The organism is Polyangium sorediatum (genome assembly GCF_029946465.1).
GTDB classification, from domain to species: Bacteria; Myxococcota_A; Polyangia; order Polyangiales; family Polyangiaceae; genus Polyangium; species Polyangium fumosum.
The window spans coordinates 156112-175563 of the sequence record NZ_JARZHI010000008.1; the positions used below are offsets into that span (position 1 = coordinate 156112).

At 69.7% G+C, this 19452-nt stretch carries 12 protein-coding genes; 8 read left to right on the forward strand and 4 right to left on the reverse strand.

Features of this window, described 5'->3' with window-relative positions:
• Positions 1–89 precede the first annotated feature (89 nt).
• Positions 90–3998, reverse strand: coding sequence for a serine/threonine-protein kinase (locus QHF89_RS12640; RefSeq protein ID WP_136968602.1), 3909 nt, complete (start codon positions 3996–3998; stop codon positions 90–92).
• A gap of 143 nt (positions 3999–4141) precedes the next feature.
• On the opposite strand from QHF89_RS12640, the gene QHF89_RS12645 reads away from it, so the two are divergent.
• From QHF89_RS12645 to QHF89_RS12670, 6 genes are all read left to right on the forward strand, one after another.
• Positions 4142–5305, forward strand: coding sequence for a DNA alkylation repair protein (locus QHF89_RS12645; RefSeq protein WP_136968603.1), 1164 nt, complete (start codon positions 4142–4144; stop codon positions 5303–5305).
• 207 nt (positions 5306–5512) lie between these two features.
• Complete coding sequence (locus QHF89_RS12650; protein WP_136934616.1) at positions 5513–6031, forward strand: hypothetical protein; 519 nt, start codon at positions 5513–5515, stop codon at positions 6029–6031.
• A 100-nt stretch (positions 6032–6131) separates the two neighbouring features.
• The gene (locus QHF89_RS12655; protein ID WP_136968604.1) at positions 6132–7301 is read left to right on the forward strand and encodes a hypothetical protein; all 1170 of its coding nucleotides are present in this window, start codon (positions 6132–6134) and stop codon (positions 7299–7301) included.
• A gap of 15 nt (positions 7302–7316) precedes the next feature.
• On the forward strand, positions 7317–10364 hold the full coding sequence (locus tag QHF89_RS12660) for a tetratricopeptide repeat protein (RefSeq protein WP_136968605.1): 3048 nt from the start codon (positions 7317–7319) through the stop codon (positions 10362–10364).
• Positions 10365–10997 carry a hypothetical protein gene (locus QHF89_RS12665; RefSeq protein ID WP_136968606.1) on the forward strand — a complete coding sequence of 211 codons (633 nt, stop codon included), beginning with the start codon at positions 10365–10367 and terminating at the stop codon, positions 10995–10997.
• 82 nt (positions 10998–11079) lie between these two features.
• Positions 11080–11934: a hypothetical protein gene (locus tag QHF89_RS12670; RefSeq protein ID WP_136934620.1), complete on the forward strand. Its 855-nt coding sequence runs from the start codon at positions 11080–11082 to the stop codon at positions 11932–11934.
• A gap of 19 nt (positions 11935–11953) precedes the next feature.
• Here QHF89_RS12670 and QHF89_RS12675 read toward each other — a convergent pair whose 3' ends face one another.
• A complete protein-coding gene (locus QHF89_RS12675; RefSeq protein WP_136968607.1) occupies positions 11954–12757 on the reverse strand; it encodes a hypothetical protein in 804 nt (267 codons plus the stop codon).
• A 107-nt stretch (positions 12758–12864) separates the two neighbouring features.
• On the opposite strand from QHF89_RS12675, the gene QHF89_RS12680 reads away from it, so the two are divergent.
• Together QHF89_RS12680 and QHF89_RS12685 are read left to right on the forward strand one after the other, a co-directional pair.
• The gene (locus QHF89_RS12680) at positions 12865–14058 is read left to right on the forward strand and encodes an efflux RND transporter periplasmic adaptor subunit (RefSeq protein WP_136968608.1); all 1194 of its coding nucleotides are present in this window, start codon (positions 12865–12867) and stop codon (positions 14056–14058) included.
• Positions 14055–17156, forward strand: a complete 3102-nt coding sequence (locus QHF89_RS12685; protein WP_136968609.1) for an efflux RND transporter permease subunit — start codon at positions 14055–14057, stop codon at positions 17154–17156. Before QHF89_RS12680 ends, QHF89_RS12685 begins: the two co-directional genes overlap by 4 nt.
• Before the next feature lie 181 nt (positions 17157–17337).
• Here the strand turns inward: QHF89_RS12685 and QHF89_RS12690 are convergent, their stop codons facing one another.
• Positions 17338–18819 carry a C39 family peptidase gene (locus QHF89_RS12690; RefSeq protein WP_136968610.1) on the reverse strand — a complete coding sequence of 494 codons (1482 nt, stop codon included), beginning with the start codon at positions 18817–18819 and terminating at the stop codon, positions 17338–17340.
• A gap of 48 nt (positions 18820–18867) precedes the next feature.
• Positions 18868–19317, reverse strand: a complete 450-nt coding sequence (locus QHF89_RS12695; RefSeq protein WP_136968611.1) for a VOC family protein — start codon at positions 19315–19317, stop codon at positions 18868–18870.
• Positions 19318–19452 lie beyond the last annotated feature (135 nt).

Below are 19452 nucleotides of genomic sequence, written 5' to 3' on the forward strand. Positions count from 1 at the left end.
TAACCCCGAAGCCGGGTCGACGCAACGATTTCTTGCGTGCTACCGAACGAACCTTCCGCGTTCGAGCGGAGAAGCGCGTCGCGCGCCGATCAGGTGCCCGCCTGAAAATACCGGCCCAGCCGGTGGTAGGCATACTGGACGATCCGATAGACCTCTTCGTTGCGACGAACGAAGGCCTCGCGATGGTGAGGCATGCGGATCGTGCGGACGCGCTCCGTGAGGGCCGTGAAGGCCGCGTCGAGGACGGCGTTCGCCTCTTCGTCTTCGCCGACCGAGAGCAGAGCTTCGACGAGCGTCACGCGGATGCCCTCTTCCCACTCCTCGACGGGCGCCGAGGCGAGGCGCGCGTTCGCGTCCCGAGCCGTCTCGACCGCGGCGTCGACGGCGCGCCGGGCGAGCTGGACGCGGGAGAGCGCGAAGAGCGCGAGGACCTGGAGGGCCGGCTGCGCGCGTGTCTCCTCGATCGCCCAGCGGGCGAGGCTCAGCGCGGTGGCGAGGTCGCCGGGGGCGCCGCGCCAGACGAGGAAGATCGTCTCGTAGATGCGCGTATTCACCCGCAGGCGCGCGGCGTTCGTCTCGTCGGCGATGCGGGCGGCCTGGCGCTGGTGGTCGATGCCGAGATCGAGGTTGCCGAGGCGCGCGTAGCTCATGCCGAGGTTGTGCAGCGCGAAGGCTTCCAGGATGCGCATGCGGCGCGCGCGGGCGTCGAAGAGCGCGCGCTCCAGCATCGACTGCGCCTCCTCGAACATGCCGAGGTGGTTCAGCGCGGAGCCCACGTTCAGGCGTCCGCGCGTGGCGAAGGCGATGTCGCTGATGCTCTCGGCGACCTCGATGAGCGACGCGCCCGTGGTGACGACCTCGGAAGGGTCGTTCATGTGGGCGATCGCGAAGAGCCGCGCGTCGAGGGCGCGTACGAGCGCTTCGCTGGCCCCGGAGGCGCGGGCCGCTTCGACGGCGTCGTTCGCCACGCGCATCGCCTCGCCGGGCTGCAGGCGATCGACGAGGCCGCGGACGCGCACCGCGAGCAGGCTCGCGCGGATCGGCGGCGAGAGCGTGTTCGCGTAGGGCGGCGTCAGGGCCCTCGCCGCGCGATCGTCTCCCTCGGCGGCGCGGCCCGACTCGATGAGCGCGGCTGCTGCGAGCCGCTGCGCCTCGCCCCACATGTCCGAGCCGGCGCGCGCGAGCTGCGCCGCTTCCTCGGCCGCGGCGATCCCGTCGAGCAGCCGGCCCATGAAGATCGAGAACTGCGCCCGCGCGACGAGAAGCTGCACGCGCACCTCGCCGGCCGCCCCGCAGGCGAGGCCGCGGTTCGCGAGCTCGAGGGCCGTCTCGAGCTGCGCGCCGTTCGTGTAGGCCTGCTTCGTGGCCCGCGCGTAAAGCCGCGCCGCGCGCTCGTGCGCGCCGCCTGCGTCTGCGTGCCGTGCGATGAGGCCCGCGTCGACATCGCCCACGGATTCGAGCCAGTTGCCCGCGGCGAGGTGCAGCGCGGCGCGATCCTCGTCGAGGATCGCCTCGTACGCGGCGTCCCGCACGAGCGCCTGGCGGAAGATCCACTCGTCTTCCCCGGCGATACGCGACTCCGGCTGCCGGGCCACGATCTCCGCGGCGAAGAGCTCCGAGAGCTCCAGGCCCACGCTCCGGCCGATGAGCGCGGTCACGCCGCCGGTCCAGAACGACTGGCCGAAGACGGAGGCCGCGCGCAGGACCTCGCGGACCTTGGAGGACATACGATCGAGGCGGAGCTGCACCACGGCCTGCACCGTGAGCGGCAGCTCGTTGCGGCCCTCGGCGGCGCAGCGGACGAGCTCCTCCAAGAAAAGCGCGTTGCCATCGGCGCGTTTCACGAGGTTCGCCCGTGTGGCCGCGTCCATGCCCGGCAGGGCCGCGGAGACGAGGCGATCGGCAGCGAGCGGGGAGAGCGGCGCGAGCGAGAGGCGCGTGATGGCTCGGCGCTCCCAGAGCCCGCCGAGCCGCGAGGCGAGCTCCGTGCGGCCGAAGGCGAACACGGCGAAACGCAGGTCCGCGCAGCCGAGCAGCCAGTCGACCATTTCGAGCGTCGTGTCGTCGGCCCAGTGCACGTCTTCGAGCACGAGAACCTGCGGCGCGCGATCCGCCTCGGCGCGGATGTACGCTTCGAGCGACATGCGCAGGCGCGCCTGCATCAGCTCGGCGCTCGCGCGCGCGGCCCGCAGCGGCTCGTCGTCCTGATCGGGGAACGTCACGCCGACGAGCTCCCCCAAGAACCCCGCGACGAAGCGTTGTCCCGGCGGCAGGCGCGAGGCCACGTGCCGGCGCACCTTCACCACCTGATCGGCCGGCGCCTCGCCGTCCTGCAGGCCCATCACGGCGCGGAGCGCGCGGCCGAGCGCGGACAGGCTCGACGTCTGGCTGAGCGAGTCGCCGCGGCAGATGAGCAGCTCCGGGCGCACCGGCGCGACCTCCAGCCGCTGCACGAGCTCGCTCCGCACGCGGCTCTTGCCGATGCCCACGGCGCCGAGGACGAGCGCGCCGCGCGGCGTCGCGTCCTCCAGGAGCTCGCCGTAGATGCCTTGCAGGAGCGCGATCTCCTTCTCGCGGCCCACGGTCGGCGTGGGACGGCCGAGGAGCTGCCGCGCGACGAACCCGCTCGTGTCCTCGCGCAGCAGCACGCCCCCGCGCGCGTCGGCTTGCAGGACGAACCGACCTTCGAGCGCGCTCGCGGCGTGCGTGTCGACGCGGACCGTGCCCGGGCTCGCGAGCTCGATCTGGCCCACGGCGCGCTCGAGCGCCTGGCCCGCGAGGTTCGCCCGGCCGCGGATCGCCAGGCCGATCGCCACGGCGGCGCGCGCCGTCGGCAGCGCTTGCGTCACGACGAGCGCGGCGCGGGCGGCGCGCATCACCTCGTCCCCGCGCGAGTGCTCCACGCCGAGCACGGCCACCATCTGCTGATCGAGCAGCGGTTCGAGGCGCGTGTCGTCCCCGAGCACGGCGCGCAGCTTTTGATCGGCCTCGGCGTCGAGGCGCGCGCCGGCGAGCTCGAAGAGCACGGAGGCGACCACGCGGCGCTCGGCGGATCCGGGGCGCGAGGCGGGCACGGGCGGCGCGCCTGCGTCGGTGATGGTGATCGGCTTCTGGCCGGGCAGGGAGCGGACCGCCGATGCGCTGCTGCGATCGGTCGCGGGCGGATCGTTGTTGAGCTGGCCGACGCGGGCGAGGGCGCGGGCGAGCTCGCCGCTGTTTTCGAATCTATCCTCGCGGCTTCGCGCGACCGAGCGCAGGATCACGTCGGCGAGCGCCTCGGGCACGTCGAAGCGGATGCTCTGCGGGTTCGGCGGATCTTCCAGCACGAGGCGGCCGAGCAGCGCGATCACGTGCTCCGTCTCGAAGACGTTCCGTCCCGTCACCAGGCGGAACAGCACCGCGCCGAGCGAGTACACGTCGGCGCGCTCGTCGATGGGCTCGCCGCGGGCCTGCTCGGGGGCCATGAAATGCGGCGTCCCGATGATCGTCCCGCGCTCGGTCTGGTACTCGTCGGGGACGGGCGGCTTCACCACGCCGAAATCGATCAGCTTGATGGCCGTGCCCTTGCCGCGGACGAGGAAGATGTTCGAGAGCTTCAGGTCGCGATGAACCACGTTCCGCGCGTGGATCGCGGCCATCGCCGCCGACGATCGCCGGACGACCTCCACCGCGTCGCGCATGCCGAGCGGCGCGCGCCGCTGCCGCTGGCCGAGATCCTCGCCGTCGAGCCATTCCATCGCGAAGAACAGCCGCCCGTCGTTCCACGTCCCGTGCGTGATGTACTGGACGATGTTCGGGTGGCGCAGGTCCGCGAGAATGGCGATCTCGCGCATGAACCGCACGCGCTCCTGCGGCGTTGCGCTGTCGCGCAGGAGCTTCAGCGCGACCTCTTGTCCCGTGAGCTGGTCGGTCGCCTTGTAAATGTCCCCCATGCCGCCGCTGCCTGCGCGACCTTCGATGAGGAACCGGTCCGACGCCTGACTGAACTCCGGGACCACTGCGCGTACAGGCTACGCGAGGTCCCGCGCGCCTGGGTAGATTTCCGATCGGAAAGGACGGGAAAGGCCCCACCCCGAAAAATTTCGTCTGCGCGCGCCCGCGCCTTCCCGCCTCCGCCGCCTCGTGTCATGGCGACGCCCGCATGGCCGAGCCGCTCAAGCTCTTCTTCGACGAACGCCTCGTGCGCCGCATCGCGGCCTCGATCCGGGGCGCCTGGCCCGACTTTCCAGCGCGAACGTTCATCGCCGAGGCCAAGACCGGGCTCGACGACAAGGAGCTCAAGGAGCGCGGGCGCCACATCGCCGCGGCGCTCGGGCGCGCCTTGCCGGCCGACTTCGAGCGCGCCGTGGACATCCTCCTCCGCTCGCTCGAGACGCCTGCGTCCCGCGACGAGGGCGCGATGTCGAGCTTCTTCTACCTCCCGCACCTGACCTTCGTGGCGGAGCGGGGGCTCGAACACTTCGAGGCCTCGATGCGCGCCCAGCACGCGCTCACCCAGGTGTTCACGGCCGAGTTCTCGATCCGGCCCTTCCTCCTCCGCGACCCGGAGCGGTCGCTCGCGCGGCTCCGGGTCTGGGCTTCCGATCCGAGCGCCCACGTGCGCCGCCTCGTCTCCGAGGGCACGCGCCCGCGGCTTCCGTGGGCCGAGCGATTGCCTGCGTTCATCGCGGATCCCACGCCCGTCCTCGAGCTGCTCGAGATCTTGAAGGACGATCCCGAGCCGTACGTTCGCAACAGCGTGGCGAACAACCTCAACGACATTGCCAAGGATCATCCGGATCGGGTCGTCGCCTTGTGCCGCCACTGGCTCGAGGGCGCGGGGCCGGGCCGCGCGTGGATCGTCCGGCACGCGCTCCGCTGGCTCGTCAAGCGCGGGCATCCGGGGGCGCTCGCGCTCCTCGGCGCCTCGGCCGCGCCGGAAATCGCAATCGAGCGGGCGAGCGTCACGCCGAAGAAGGTCCCCCTCGGCGAGGAGGCGCGATTCTCTTGCGAAATCGTCTCGCGCGCGGGCGCGCCGCAGCGGCTCGTCGTCGACGCGGTGATTCATTATCCCGGCGCGAGCGGAAAACTCCGCCCCAAGGTCTTCAAGGTGCGCACGCTCGAACTCTCGCCGTCGGGGCGGGAGACGATTCAGGGCCGGGTCTCGCTCGTCGATTTGACGACGCGCCGCCATTACCCGGGCGAGCACCGGATCGACCTCCGGATCAACGGCGAGGATTTCGAGCTTGGCCAGTTCGAGGCGATCGCGTCGCGCGTTGGAGGAACATCGCCATCCGCATCTTCCAGGCAACGCCGCACGCGGTAGCAATGGCCGAACGGCCATTTCGTGCAAGAATCGTCGCGTGCGACGATTCAAGGGTGGATCGAAATGGATCCACAGGGGACGACGAGCTTCCCCCGCGTCACGGCCCTGGCAAGGGTGAACACGTCCAGGTCGGCGAGCCTGTTTCGGACGTGGGCGTGGGGGATGTCCCTGTGGCAGTTTCGCAGCAAGGGTGGTATCTTCGCCACGATGTCGTTCATCCTCAAGTCCACACCACCGCCGGCGCCGCCGAGCAGCGGCCGCGCCTCGGTGGTTCCTCCTCCGGGAGGCCTGCCGGCGCCGCGTGACACGGGCCGGCTCGCCTCGCTTTCGGGAGGCCAGGGCGTACTCGAGGGGGGGGTGCTCGACGTATCGCGCTGGCCGCTCGTCGTCCTGGTCAATCATCCGCGCGCGAACGAGGCGCAAACCGAGCAGTTTGTCAAAAATCTGGCGCTCGTCCTCCGGAGCCGCGGAGGCAGGTTCGCCCTCTTGCACGATTATCGCGGGACGAAAGAGCTCTCGCCCAAGCAACGCAAGACGATGGCGGATCACCTCGCGCAGAACGTCGAGATTTATCGTCGCTGTTCGGCGTGCGCGTTCGTCGTCGACGCGGCTTTTCCCAAAGGCGCGCTCACCGCGATCTTCTGGATGTCGACGCCGCCTTATCCCTACCGCATGTTCCCCGACGTCGAGTCGGCCGAGCGCTGGGCCCTCGGCAGCCTCGGCTGACGAACCCCGGCGCCCCGTTTGCGCCGTCAAACGGGAGGCGCGGATGCGCAGGTCTGCTTTCCCGTTGTCCTCGCGCCGAGGTCGTGCGAGCGTCCCGGACATGGGCCTCCCCTCGCACTGGTGGAAGGATCGAAACCCTTTCCTCGACGCGCTTTTCGCAGACACCGCGGGGGATTCGGGGCAGCCCGGGAAAACGGGCTGGGTGTGGCTGAGCGAGCACGAGAGCCGCGAGGCGTCCGCGCGGATCCACAGCGCGGAGGCGCAGGACGACGCGCCGCTTGGGGCGTGGATCCCCGCGGAAGCGCACGAGGCTTGCCTCGGTATGCTCGAAGGCGCGGTCCCGCTCGCGACGCGTGGTGATGTGCGCGCCGACCGCTGGATGCGGAAGATCCACAATCCGACGTTGCTCGCCGATCCTGCGCGGCCGGATCAGCTCTGGATCGCGCTGCACGAGACCACGCCGCCGCCGCTCTGGATCCCCGCGGGGACGACGGCGGCGTCGCTCGCCGCGGCCTTTGCGCCGTACGCCTGGCCCGAGACGCAGGATCCATTGCCGGCGGTGGTCGGTTTGCCCCGGAGCGTCCGGATCTTCCTCGGCACCGAGACCGAAATGGGCGCCGATTTCGAGACCATCGTGCGGTTCTTCCAGGGCCTGCCCGGCACCGACAGCCTGCCCTGGGGCACGCGGTTCGCCGAGGATCCGTGGCCGGATCACCCCACGGGAATCGCGCTCGTCGGGGCCGGCTATCGAATGCCCGAGAACATGGCGCAAGCTGACGGGGCCGTGCCGAGCATCACGCTGCGCTCACGCCGCCTCGGCGCCACGATCACCATCTCTTCGATGAACAAGTTCTGCGTGCTCGAGGTCCGGTATGCCCCCGTCGCGCACGAGAGCATCCTGCCGCTGCTCACGCAGCTCTTGCCGGGGTTGCCCAAGGGTTTGCCCTCGGACATGCCCGTCGACGCGCTCGCGGTCGTGGCGCGGTTTCGTGGATATCAGGCGGACGAACTCCTCGAAATGGTCCGCAATCCCGAGGAGACGCCGTCGCTCGGTTATCACGGGATGGCGTGCCTCGCGACGATGGGCGACGACGGCGCCGCCGTGCGGACCCTGCTCGCTGAAATCGGAGGCCGCGAGGATCCCCGGCAGCGGGGCCTCGGCTATCAGCTCGCTTCCTTCGCGCGGCACAAGCGATTTCTTCACGAGGCGCTCCTTCGCGAGACGGAGGCCGGGAACATCGAGGATTTGCGGCGCGCCCTCCGACCCTGACCTTCGAGGAACATCGTGAGCGAACAAGTCGTGTATTTCCTTCGCGAAGCCGTCTCGCTGCGCTCGATCTTCGAGGGCATGGAGCGGGAGGGTTTTCAGATCGTGCGGCGCGCGCCGCGCAGGGCCGATGCGCCGCCCTTCTGGAGTGTCGACATGGGCGAAGGGCGGCACATGGTGCTCGTCGATTCTCCCCTGTTCGGCGTCCGCTACATCGAATGGCGGAGCGGCAAGCCGATGCCCGCCTGGCTCGAATCGTCGGTCGTGCGTCGCTCGGTGGACGAACTCGCGACGCGGGCGGAGGAGGCGAAGGCGCCCGAGGAAAAGCTCTCCACGCTTTGCGAGGCCGTCGCGGTGACGGCGCCGATGCTGCCCGATCGAATTCGCAGCGTGCTCGCGGCGAGGCTACGTGACGGAGAGGAGCCCGTCCGCTGGATGGCGCACAAGGCCGTCATGGCGCTGTCGGACGCGTCGCTGGAGCAGACGCTCGGCGAGATGCTCGCGGGCGGGCCCGTGCCCGAGGACATGGAAACATGGGCGCGTGAGCTCCACGCGCTCGCCGAAAAGGCCGTGCGCGGCGATTTCGTCGATGATCTCGACACGCAGAACGAGGATTACCTGCGCGACGCGCTCCGGCGTGATTTGACGGAGAAAAAATGGCGCCGCGTGGAAGTCGCCGCGGCGCGGCTCCTGTGGAAGGAGATGCCGCTCTACGAGCTCGAAGCGGCGGCCGCGTGGGCGCAGGCCATGGCGGCGACCGGGCGCGTCTGGAAGGCGTACTTCGCGGCGCTGCTCGTCTCGGAAATCGATCGTTCTCGCGGGGAAGAAGGCCTCGCGGCCGTCGTGCGGGCCGAGATCGAGCCGACGCTGGCCTCGCGCGAGGATCTGCCGACCCGGGAGGACCTGCACCCGATCCTCTGGATCGTACGGGACCGATTGAACGACGACTACACGGCGGCGTGCGACCGCGCGATCGACGCGATGGACGCGCACGTAAAGAACCTCGAAGCCGAGCGTGTCCTCTTCCGGGCGATCTCGCAGCGCAATGACCCCGAAGGGCGGCCGCTCGCGAAAAAGCTCCGGGAACTCTTGCCGGGCGCGATCACGCCGCTCGCGCTCCTCGCGTATCTGCATGAATCGGACGATACGGGGGACGAGGCGCTCGCGGACGCCGAGGCGCTCGCAGCAGCCATGGCCCAGCGCGAGCTCGCAGCGAAAGGGAAGGCCGATCCGCCTTCGGCCGAGATCGCCTCCTTCGACGCGTGGGCCGAGGGGATCCTCGCGTACCAGGCGCGGAGGCCGAAGGATCTCATCCGCGAGCACATCCGGATCTTGCAGAAGCGCGGCGACAACGAGGGCGCCCTGCGCGCCGCCGAGCGCGCGCTCGCCGCGGGGGATTCGGCCCTCGCCTGGATGGACAAGGGCTTCATCCTCACGTCGATGAAGCGCCATGCGGACGCGATTGCGGCGTACACCGAGGCGATCGCGCGGGTCGACAAGGACGGCAAGGTGCTGCTCGGCGGCAGCTACGACGTCCTCTGGTTCAACCGGGCCTGCGAGCGCGCGATCACGGGCGATCCCGAGGGCGCGCTGCGGGATCTCGCCCTCGTCGTCGCAAAAGACAAGGAATGGATCGACAAGGCGCGGGCCGACGATTATTTCGATTCGGTCCGCGAGGATCCGCGCTTCGAGGGGATCCTCGCGGGGACGTACGAGTTTCCGCCGGAGAGCGCGCCCTTCGATTGGAAGACGCTCGCCGACCACGCGAAGGGGCTCGCGTTCCTCGGGCGGTACGAGGAGGCGATCACGGCCGGGCGCGAGGCGCTGCGCAAGGCGGAAAAGGCGCTCGGGCCCGAGGATCCGGGCCTCGCGACGTGCCTCGAAAACCTCGGGTTCGCCGCGACCTGGGGCGGTGATCCGCAGGAGGGCGTGGCCGCGCTCCGCCGCGCCGTCGCGATTCGCGAGCGAATCGACGCCGGCTCGCGCGAGGCTGGGGAGGCCTATCACCACCTCGGCAGCGCGCTCGGGATGACCGGGGATGCCGAGGGCACCGAGGTTCATTATGGGAAAGCGCTCGCGCTCCGGGAGAAACACGACGGGGTCGAGAGCGCGATGGCGGCGAAGAGCTGGGGCGACATGGCGGGCCTCTCGCTCGGCGCGGGCCGGAGGGACGAGGGGATCGAGCGGCTCCACCGCGCGCGGTCCATCCTCGAAAAGGTGATCGCCGGGTTCGAGGGCGAGGGGCGGGCGGCGGACGACGATTCGCTCGTCGAGGCGCGCGTCGATCTGCTCACGACGTGCACGAATCTGCTCGTCACGCGCGCGCAGGGCGGCGAGCACGAGGCTGCGATCGAGGCGGCGCGGGGCGCGGTCGCGCAGGCAGAGCACCTGGGCACGCGCATCAATCCGAGGCTCCGCACCTCCCTCGCGCAGACTTTGCAAGCGCTCATGGAGATGGGGGTCGAAGGTGCGCTCGATACCTTCGAGGCCCTGGCCGACGCGGTCATGCCCAAGGAGCCGGCGGAGGTCGTCGAATCACGCTTCCGCTGGTCGCGCATTCGTCTCGGGCTGCAAGCGCTGCGCGAGGCAGGCTTCGGGGACGACGTGATCCTCGCGCGCCTCAAGGACGCGCTGCGGGGCGAGCCGCCGCCGCCCGCGGTGGCGCGCGTCGCGGGCGCGACCGAGGCGCTCTCCGGGTTTGTCCAGGAGATCTCCACGACCCAGGGCACGAACATCGTCGTCACGCTCGTGGCGCTGCAAACGGCGGAGGCCGGCGGCCGCACGCTCGACGAGACGCTGCACGACCTGCAAGAGCTCGCCATCTCCTCCGTCGCGGCTTCGGTCGAGAGCAAAGAGGCAAACACCGAACAGGGCAAGGCCTCGCAGGCGAAGAGCGACGAGCCGCCGCCCTGGGAGCGTGATCCGTTCGGCAATCCGTACCTTGACAGCGAGATGAATCGGCGTCTCGGTTACGAGGACGGCGGAGACGAAGACGACGAAGACGCGGACGGGTACGAGGACGACGACGCGGACGGCGACGACGAGGGCGACGACGAGGACGGTTGAATGAGCGAGGGCCCGGGGAACGACGTACTCGCGACGCGCCGGCCGTATCTGGCCGCGGCTTTCGTGGTGATCATGGGCGCCCGCATCCTCGGGACGGCGCTGTCGCCGGTGCTCTTCGCGCACGCGCCCCTCGCGCTCCTCGCGCTCTCCCCGGTCCCCGCGAACCTCGTCCTCGTCGCGGGGGTCTCCTCGCCGGTCGCGTACTGGGCCGTCGCATGGCCCATCTGCGTCGGGCAATGCCTGCTCGCGTACCTGTTCGGTCGCTCCGAGGGGACCCACGCCCTGCGCTGGCTCGTCGCGCGGGGGGTGGCCTCCGAGGGGCGCGTCGAGCGTCTCATGAAGCCGATGCGGATGAGCGCACCCCTGCTCGTGATGGCCGTCCCGGGCCCCATCGCCAGCACCCTCGCGGGCGCGTTCGCCGCCCCGGCGCGCCTGCTCGTGCCTGCGATCCTCGTGGCGCAGACCCTCTGGATCGGCCTCTGCCGCTTCTTCGGCGAGGCGCTCCTCGGCTGGATCGCGGTGCTGCGGGCAGAGGTCGTCAAGCACGCCTTGCCCTTGACGCTCGTCACCGTCGTGATCGTGGCGTTCGTTCATTTCCGGAAGAAATGGGCGAAGAGCGCCGAGCGTCCGTGACTTGGGCTTGACGAAGCGGCCCGGTTCGCCCGACGCTGGGAGACTGCCGCGCTATCCCGCGCGCGCCTCGGGCGAGAGATCGATGGGACGAACCATTCGCGGACAAAAGGGGTTTTCTTACACGCACGTCGAGGGCGAGCAGCCGGTGAACCTGCTCTCCCTCGCGGCCGTCTCCGGGGCGGGCATGTCGCTCGTCGTGCCCGAGATGGTCGGGCGCGCCGGCGGGGACGACACGCCCGTCTCGTGGAGCTGCCTCGCGCTCGGGCGCGCGCTCGTCGAGCGCGGCAAGGCGAGCCGGCAAGGTGAGCTCGCGGCGCTCCTGCGCAAGCTCGACGGCGACTGGATCCGCGTTGACGATCCGCACCACGTCCCGCTCGAATTCGTTCAGGATGCCATGGCCGAGAACGTGGTCGCGATCGTCGAGCGTATCGACGCGGAGTCCGAGCGGCCGCTCCGGGAGCTCACGCTCGCGGGCAAGTCCGGCCATCACCTGCCGCGGGCCGATTGGCCCAAGATGCTCGCGTTCGTCAACGACGCGCTCCCGCCCCCGAAGCGGCTCGACATGGGCATGCTGCGGGGGGCGGCGGGGCAGGGCCCGGACGCGCTCGCGCTGCAAGGGGCATCGCTCCGCGGCCATGGCGATGGGCTCCCGTTCCTGGGCCTCTTGGTCCTCTGCCACGCGGTGGAGCACGATCTCGAGGGCCTGCTCGTGCACGAGGACGAACCCGAGGTCCACGCCGACGGGTTCTGGGATCTCGCGCTCGCCTGGCACGACTGGCTCGGGGACCCAGCCGGAGGGATGGAGCCCAGCGTCCTTTTCGCGCGCGCGCTCGTCGCCCATTTCGCGCGCCGCAAGATCGAGGCGCGCCGCCTGCTCCTGGCCTGCGCCGATGCAGGGGAGCGGCGCGCAACGAGGTATCTCGCGCTCCTGCGGTGATTCGGAATGCGGGGCCTGCTCAGAAGTGGAATCCCGGCCCGAGGACGCCCAGCGTCAGGGCCGTGAGCGCGGCGCCGGTCAAAACCCACGCCGGCATCGGCGCGAGCTCCAGCGGTCGTTCGACCTCCCCTCGTGGCGCTTTGACCCACGCGGGGAGCCATGCCAGGAAAAACGTGCCGCCGAGGGTCGCGAGCGCGGAGGACAGCGCGAATTGCATTCCCTCGGCGTTTCGGAGCGCCGCGACGCTGAAGAGCACGCCCCCGACGGCGCCGTAGGGAATCCAGCAGAGGACGCGCGCGGCGCTCACCCGCGCGGGGAGCTCGGCGCCGAGGTGGGGATCGAGCCGGCGCAAGAGCACGCGCAGCGCCGCGGCGGAGATCACGGCCCCGGCGAGCGTCAATGCCATGCGAACGAGGAGCGGGCGCGGGAGGCCCACGATGAAATCGGCCCAGTCGCCATGGTTCGCGAGGGGAGACGTCATCAGATAACCCGCGCCCATGAAGAGGTTCACGGCTGCGAACAGCCAGTGTGCATACCAGCGATTGCCAGGGCGCCCGGGCGCGCGTGGCATCGTGGCGAGCGACAGGGCGCCGATCAGCAAGTTGGCGACGGTGCCGCCTGCCTCGACGGCGCGCACGCCCCACTCGCTCAGGCCGGTCTTGTCACAATCGAACCAGGCGCTCGACATCCGCAGCGCCTTCCCGCCCACGAGCACGCACGCGCCCCCGTGACCCAGCCCCTCGTGACCCACCGTGGCCACGAAATACGCGGCTACACCCATGGCAAGGGTGGTGATCGCGGTCGATCGCGTCGACGTCTCCATCTGCGGCGGAGCCTACAACGAGCGCGCGCCGCGTGGCAACCCGCCTGACGCGCTCGCCTGGCCGCGCACCCAAATCGTCCCGCGTGGCATCGGACTCTGTGCGAGCCGTGATCTTCCTCCATTCGATCGACGCCGCGCGAATGCGAGCGTTCCTGCTCGTCCTCGCCCTCCTCGTCCTCGGGCCTGCTTGCTCGCGCGAGCGGAAAGGGCCCGCCGAGCCGCCGAGGCCGCCGGTCCGCGTGGCCTTTTCGGACGTGGCGACCGTGCCCATCGAGCTCTCTGCCATTGGCACGGTCGAACCCTCGGCGCGCGTCTCGTTGCGGCCGCGGGTGACCGGGCTCGTCACGGCCGTGAAATTCCAGGAGGGCGCGGACGTGGCCGAGGGGGACGTGCTCTTCGTCCTCGACAAGCGGCCGTTCGAGGTCGCCTTGCGCGAGGCGGAGGCGAACTTGCAGCGGAGCCGGACGCAAGCGGCGAATGCGGCGGCGCAGGCGGATCGATACGAAGAGCTCGCGAGAGAGGGCGTGGCGAGCCGGCAGGACGCCGAGCTCCGGCGCGCCGAGGCGCGGGCCGCGGCGGCGGCGGTCGACGCGTTTCGCGCGGCCATGGTCGCGCGGCGCCTCGATCTCGAATACACGACGATTCGTGCCCCCATGGCCGGGCGGACCGGGAGCATCCTCGTGCGCGAGGGCAATCTCGTGCGGGCCAATGAGACGGTGCTCGTCGAGATCGTCCGCCTCGCGCCGGCGTTCGTCTCGTTCGCCATTCCCGAGGCGAGCGTGCCGACCTTGCAGCAGGCGATGGCGAATTCGTCCGGGCCGCTGCCCGTCTCCGCCGCGGCGGCGCCGTCGGGCGACGCGGGGGCCCCGAACCCTGGCGAAGAGGGGACGCTCTCGTTCATCGACAGCACGATCGATCGCGCGACCGGGACCTTGCGCCTGCGCGCGACCTTCGAAAATACTTCACGCACCCTCTGGCCGGGGCAATTCGTGCAGGCGACCGTGCGGCTCGGCGTGCGCGAGGGCGCGGTGGTGATCCCGTCGGAGGCCCTGCAAACCGGGCCGGCGGGCACATTCGTCTTCGTCGTCGGCGCGGATGAGGCCGCGCAGATGAGGCCCGTGCAGGTGGGCGAACGCGTGGCCGGCGGGCGGATCCTCGTGCAATCGGGGCTCACCGGCGGCGAGCGCGTCGTCACCGATGGGCAATTGCGCATTCAGCCGGGCGCGAAGGTGACGATCGTGGGCAAAGGTCCGGGGAGCGCAGCGGGTGCGGCGCCGGCGCCGGGCGTGGAGGCGCGATGAACGTCTCCCGGCCTTTTGTCCTGCGACCCGTGATGACCACGCTCTCGATGCTGGCCATCGTGATCTTCGGCATCGCGGGTTTTCGCGCGCTCCCGGTGAGTGATCTGCCGAATGTCGATTTTCCGACCATCCAGGTGAGCGCGTCGCTCCCGGGCGCGAGCCCGGAGACGATGGCCGCGGCGGTGGCGACCCCGCTCGAACGGCAGTTCTCGACCATCGCGGGCATCGACTCGATGACGTCGACGTCGGGCCTCGGCACCACGCAGATCGTGCTCCAGTTCAACCTCTCGCGCGACATCGACGCGGCGGCGCTCGACGTGCAATCGATGATCTCCCGCGCGGCGCGGGATCTGCCGCCCAACATGCCAGCGCCGCCGAGCTTTCAAAAGGTCAACCCGGCGGAGCAGCCCATCATGTACCTCGCGCTGCACGCCGAGACGTTGCCCCTGTCGGAGGTCTCCGAATATGCCGAGACCACGATCGCGCAGCGCATCTCGATGATCCGCGGCGTCGCGCAGGTCCTCGTCTACGGCTCGCAGAAATACGCCGTGCGCATCCGGCTCGACCCGCAGGCGCTCGCCTCGCGCGAGATTGGCATCGACGAGGTCGCCGCCGCCGTCGCGCGGGAGAACGTGAATTTGCCGACGGGCGTGCTCGAAGGGCCCGCGCGCACGTACGTGGTGCAGGCGAGCGGCGAGCTCGACCGGGCGAGCGCGTTCCGGCCCATCATCGTGGCCTATCGCGAGGGCGCGCCCGTCCGGCTGGAGGAGCTCGGCACGGTCACGGATAGCGTCGAGAACGATCGGGTCGCGAGCCATTACGACGGCAAGCGGGCGATCGTCCTCGCGATCCAGCGCCAGCCGGGGACGAACACGGTCGCCGTGGTCGACGCCGTGCGCGCGCTCCTGCCCGCGCTTCGCGCCGAGATCCCGGCCTCGGTCGAGATCGCGACCCTTTACGATCGGTCGATCTCGATCCGTGAATCGGTCGCCGACGTCGAGCACACGTTGCTCGTCACGATCGGGCTCGTCGTGCTGGTGATCGGCGTCTTCTTGCGCGACCTGCGCTCCACGATCGTCGCGAGCGTGGCGCTCCCCGTCTCGCTCATCGGCACGTTCGCGGGGATGTGGGCGCTCGACTACAGCCTCGACAACCTCTCGCTCCTCGCGCTCACCCTTTGTGTCGGGTTCGTCGTGGACGACGCGATCGTCGTCCTGGAGAACATCTTCCGGCACCTCGAAATGGGGAAACCGCCGCTGAAGGCCGCGCTCGACGGCGCGGGGGAGATCGGCTTCACGGTCGTGTCGATGACGACCTCGCTCGTCGCGGTGTTCGTGCCGGTGCTTTTCCTCGGCGGGATCGTGGGCCGGCTGCTCCGCGAGTTCGCCGTGACCATGAGCATCGCGATCCTCGTCTCGGGCGTGGTCTCGTTGTTCCTCACGCCCATGCTGGCGAGCCGATTCTTGCGATTGAAGAACGCAGACGCGCACGAAACGAGAGGCGATCCGCACGCAGGCCCGTCGGGGCGCATGGATCGCGCATACGCGAAAAGCCTCGGCTTCGTGCTGCGGCACCGGTTCGCCACGCTGATGGCCTCGTTCGTGCTCTTCGCAGGGACGATCGTGCTCGCGGTGATCGTGCCGAAGGGCCTGTTTCCGAGCGAGGACACGGGGCAGATCTTCGCATTGACACGCGCCGCGCAGGGGACGTCGTTCGAGGCGATGCGCGGCTACCAAGCGGCGGCGGCGGCCATCGTGCGCGCGCATCCGGGCGTTTCGTCGGTGATGTCGAGCTACGGCGCCGGAGGGCCGAGCGGAGCGGGCAACACGGGCCGGCTCTTCATTCGCTTGAAGGATCGGGACGAGCGCGGCGGCAAGAAACCCGAGGCCATCATCGCCGAGCTGCGGCCCGAACTCGCGAAGATCCCGGGGCTCGAGGTGTTCCTCCAGAACCCGCCGCCCATTCGCCTCGGCGGCCAGCTCACGCGGTCCCTCTATCAATTCACGTTGACGGGCGCGGACGTGGACGAGCTCTACGACGCGGCGACGGATCTCGAACAGGCGATGCGCGGGATCCCGGGGCTCATCGACGTGACGAGTGATCTCGAACGAAGGACGCCCGAGGCCACGCTCGTCATCGATCGGGACCGCGCGGCGACGCTCGGCGTCTCGGCGCAGAGCATCGAAGAGGCGCTCTTCTCGGCGTATGCAGGCAGGCAGGTCTCGACGATTTACGCGCCGACGAACCAGTATCGCGTGATCCTGGAGCTCGATCGGCGCTTCACGCAGGATCCGAGCGCGCTCGGGCTTTTGTACGTGCGAGCGACCAGCGGCCAGCTCGTGCCGCTCGCGGCCGTCTCGCGGACGGAGGAGGGCGCAGGCCCCCTCAGCGTCAATCACCTCGGGCAATTGCCTTCGGTGACGATCTCCTTCAACCTCGCCCCGGGCGCGCCGCTCGGCGAGGCGGTCGCGCGCGTGTCGGCGCTCGCGCGGGAGCGATTGCCGGACACCCTCGGGACGCAGTTCCTCGGCAGCGCCCAGGTCTTCCGGGAATCGGTCGGCAACCTGGGGATGTTGCTCCTGCTCGCGATCCTCGTGATCTACGTGGTGCTCGGGATCCTCTACGAGAGCTTCGTCCACCCGATCACGATCCTCTCGGGGTTGCCCTCGGCGGGGTTCGGGGCGCTGCTCGCGCTGCTCGTCCTCGGCCAGGAGCTCAACGTGTATTCGTTCGTCGGGATCCTCTTGCTCGTGGGGATCGTCAAGAAGAACGCCATCATGATGATCGATTTCGCCCTGGAGGCGGAGCGGCGCGACGGAAAGCCCGCGGCGGAGGCAATCGTGCTCGGGGCGCGCATTCGTTTCCGGCCGATCATGATGACCACGATGGCGGCCCTCGCAGGCAGCTTGCCAATCGCGCTCGGGTTCGGCGCAGGCGCCGAGTCACGGCGGCCGCTCGGCATTGCAGTCGTCGGCGGGCTCGTGGTGTCGCAGCTCCTCACGCTCTACATCACGCCGGTGATTTACACGTACCTCGACGCGGCCGAGAAACGAGCACGCGAGGCGCTCGCCGAGCGGCGGGCGCGGCGGCTCGCGTGACGCCGATTCGCTGGGGCGTTGCCCCAGGCCCCAGCAGGGGCTGTCCGCCCCTGCACCCGGACCAGCCAGGGGCTGGACCCAAGCTCGATGAACTGCGCAATGCGCAGTTCATCGAACAGGCCCGGTCAAGACCGGCAGCGGCGTTGCCTACCAAGGCCGTCGCGCTTCCGCGCCGTGCGACTCACGGGAACGAGAGCCCGAGCACGTACGTCTCCCAGCGCTTCTTGAAGGCCGCCATGTCCTCCTCGCCGAGCACACGGCGGAGGGTGTCGTAGCCCGTCGGGTCCTTCTCGCGGTTCGCGTGGAACTCGTGGTAGTAACGGACGAGCAGGCGCTTCTCCTGGAGGTAATAGAGCAGGTAACGCGAGGCGGCGTAATGAACGCCGTAATCACCCTCGTAAAATGCCTCGTCGTTCATCCCGGTGAGCGCGCGGAACGAGGGGACGCGGTTCTCCGCGATCGCTGATTGCAGGCCGCGCAGGCGCCAGTTCGTGTAGCCGTGGATCCGGCCGTCCTCCTCGCCGCTCTGCTCGTAGAGCGAGCCGAGGCCCTCGTTGAACCAGGGCGGGCAATCGGGAAAATTCGCCTCGACGAACGGGTGCACGATCTCGTGCACGAGCGTGCCGCCGCCGGTCGCGATGTTCATGACGAGCGCGCCGTGCTTCGAGGTGTAATACCCATACGGCGTGCTCGGCCTCTCGCCGAAGAGCGTGATCGCGTTCCGCTCGTAGCTCGGCCGGTCCTTGAAGAGCCAGACGACGAGGATCCGCGACGGGTCCTTGGCGAAATAATCTTTCTTGAGTTTTTCGGTCGTCCAGCGGACGGTGCCCTCGGCGCCCCTGCGCACACGGGCCTCGGGGCCGTCCCCGACGACGACGAACGGAGGCTCGACGAGGACGGTGAAGTCGCCGCGCAGGCGCGAGGTCTTCGCCTTGACCTCCATCACCTTTTGCGCGTAATCGGCCGGGGAGAACCCGGGCTTGCTTGGCGTCGCCTTGGCGAGCTCGAGATCCCGCGGGGCGAGGCGCAGCCGGATCGCGGTCCACGCGTCCTTGCTGGATTTGAGCGGCCAGAGCGAGAGAAACCGCGCCCGCGACATGCGGAGGTAGCCGCCCGCGTCCTTGGCGGGCTCGTGATAGATGATCTCGTCCTGCGAAGCGTCGTAGCCGACGACGAGGCGGAAATGCTCCGTGGTCGTGGGGCTCTCGTCGTAATGCATGCAGACAATCGAGGGGATGCCCTTCTGCAGATCGGCGTGGATCGCGGCGAGCTCGGCCCCGAGCGCCTCGTCGGCCTTCACGACGTCGATGCGGTACCAGACGGGCCCCGGGTCGAAGCCGACGGCCTCGACGGCCCGCTTCAGCTCGGCGGTGTACGCGCCGCGGCCGAGCGCCGGATCGAGGCCGGTCCTCGCGAAGATCTCGTCCTGATCGAGCGGGCGGCCGAGCCGCGCGAGCGCCATGGAGACACAAGCCTCGCCGCAAAAATCGGGCTTTTGTCGTACGTGCGGGATGCCTTCGAGGAGGACACTCGCGAGGTCTACACGAGCGAGGCCAAGCGGAGCCGGAGAGGCGACCTGCTCGGGCGGCGGAGGCGAGGAGCTGCGGCTACAGGCGAGGAGGAGGAGCGGGGCGAGGACGGCGAGGAGGCGGGCAGAGGGCATCGAGGGACTCCGAACGTGCTTGGACGCGCAAAGTTCCCAAGGCTTGGATCAGCGGGGGAATTCGTTCGAAGCCGCGGCGCCTGGGACCTCTTCCGTGACGCCGTTCAGCTCGGAGGACGGGTTGCTGCCGTACGGGCGGGTGAAGGCCTCCATGCCGTGACCCGAGGGATCGAAGAAGTACACGCCCCGCCCGCCGTCATTGCGGTTGATCCGGCCCGGGTGCTGGCCGTGCGGATCTGCCCAAATGGGAACCTTTTGCTGCACGAGGCGGGCGAGGATCGGGTCGAACTCCTCTTCGGAGACGAGGAAGGCATAGTGCTGGATCGCGATGTTGGTGCCGACGGTCATGAAATCCAGCGTGACGCCATTGGTGGTGGCGACGGGCAAGAACGGCCCGAACGGCTTGGCCACGACGAGGCCGAGGATGTCGGCCAGGAAATGCGCGGATTTCTCCCGGTCACGCGAGAGAACGATGGTGTGGTTGAATTGGACGGCCATGGGTGTTGCCTCCCCTCGGAGGCATCGTGCCTCACGAGGGGCACGTTGACAACGAAGGCGCCGTGCTGGGGCTTTGGACAACACAGGCGACGATCCTGCCCACCAAGTGCGCGGCGCTGACGAACGCCGGCGGGA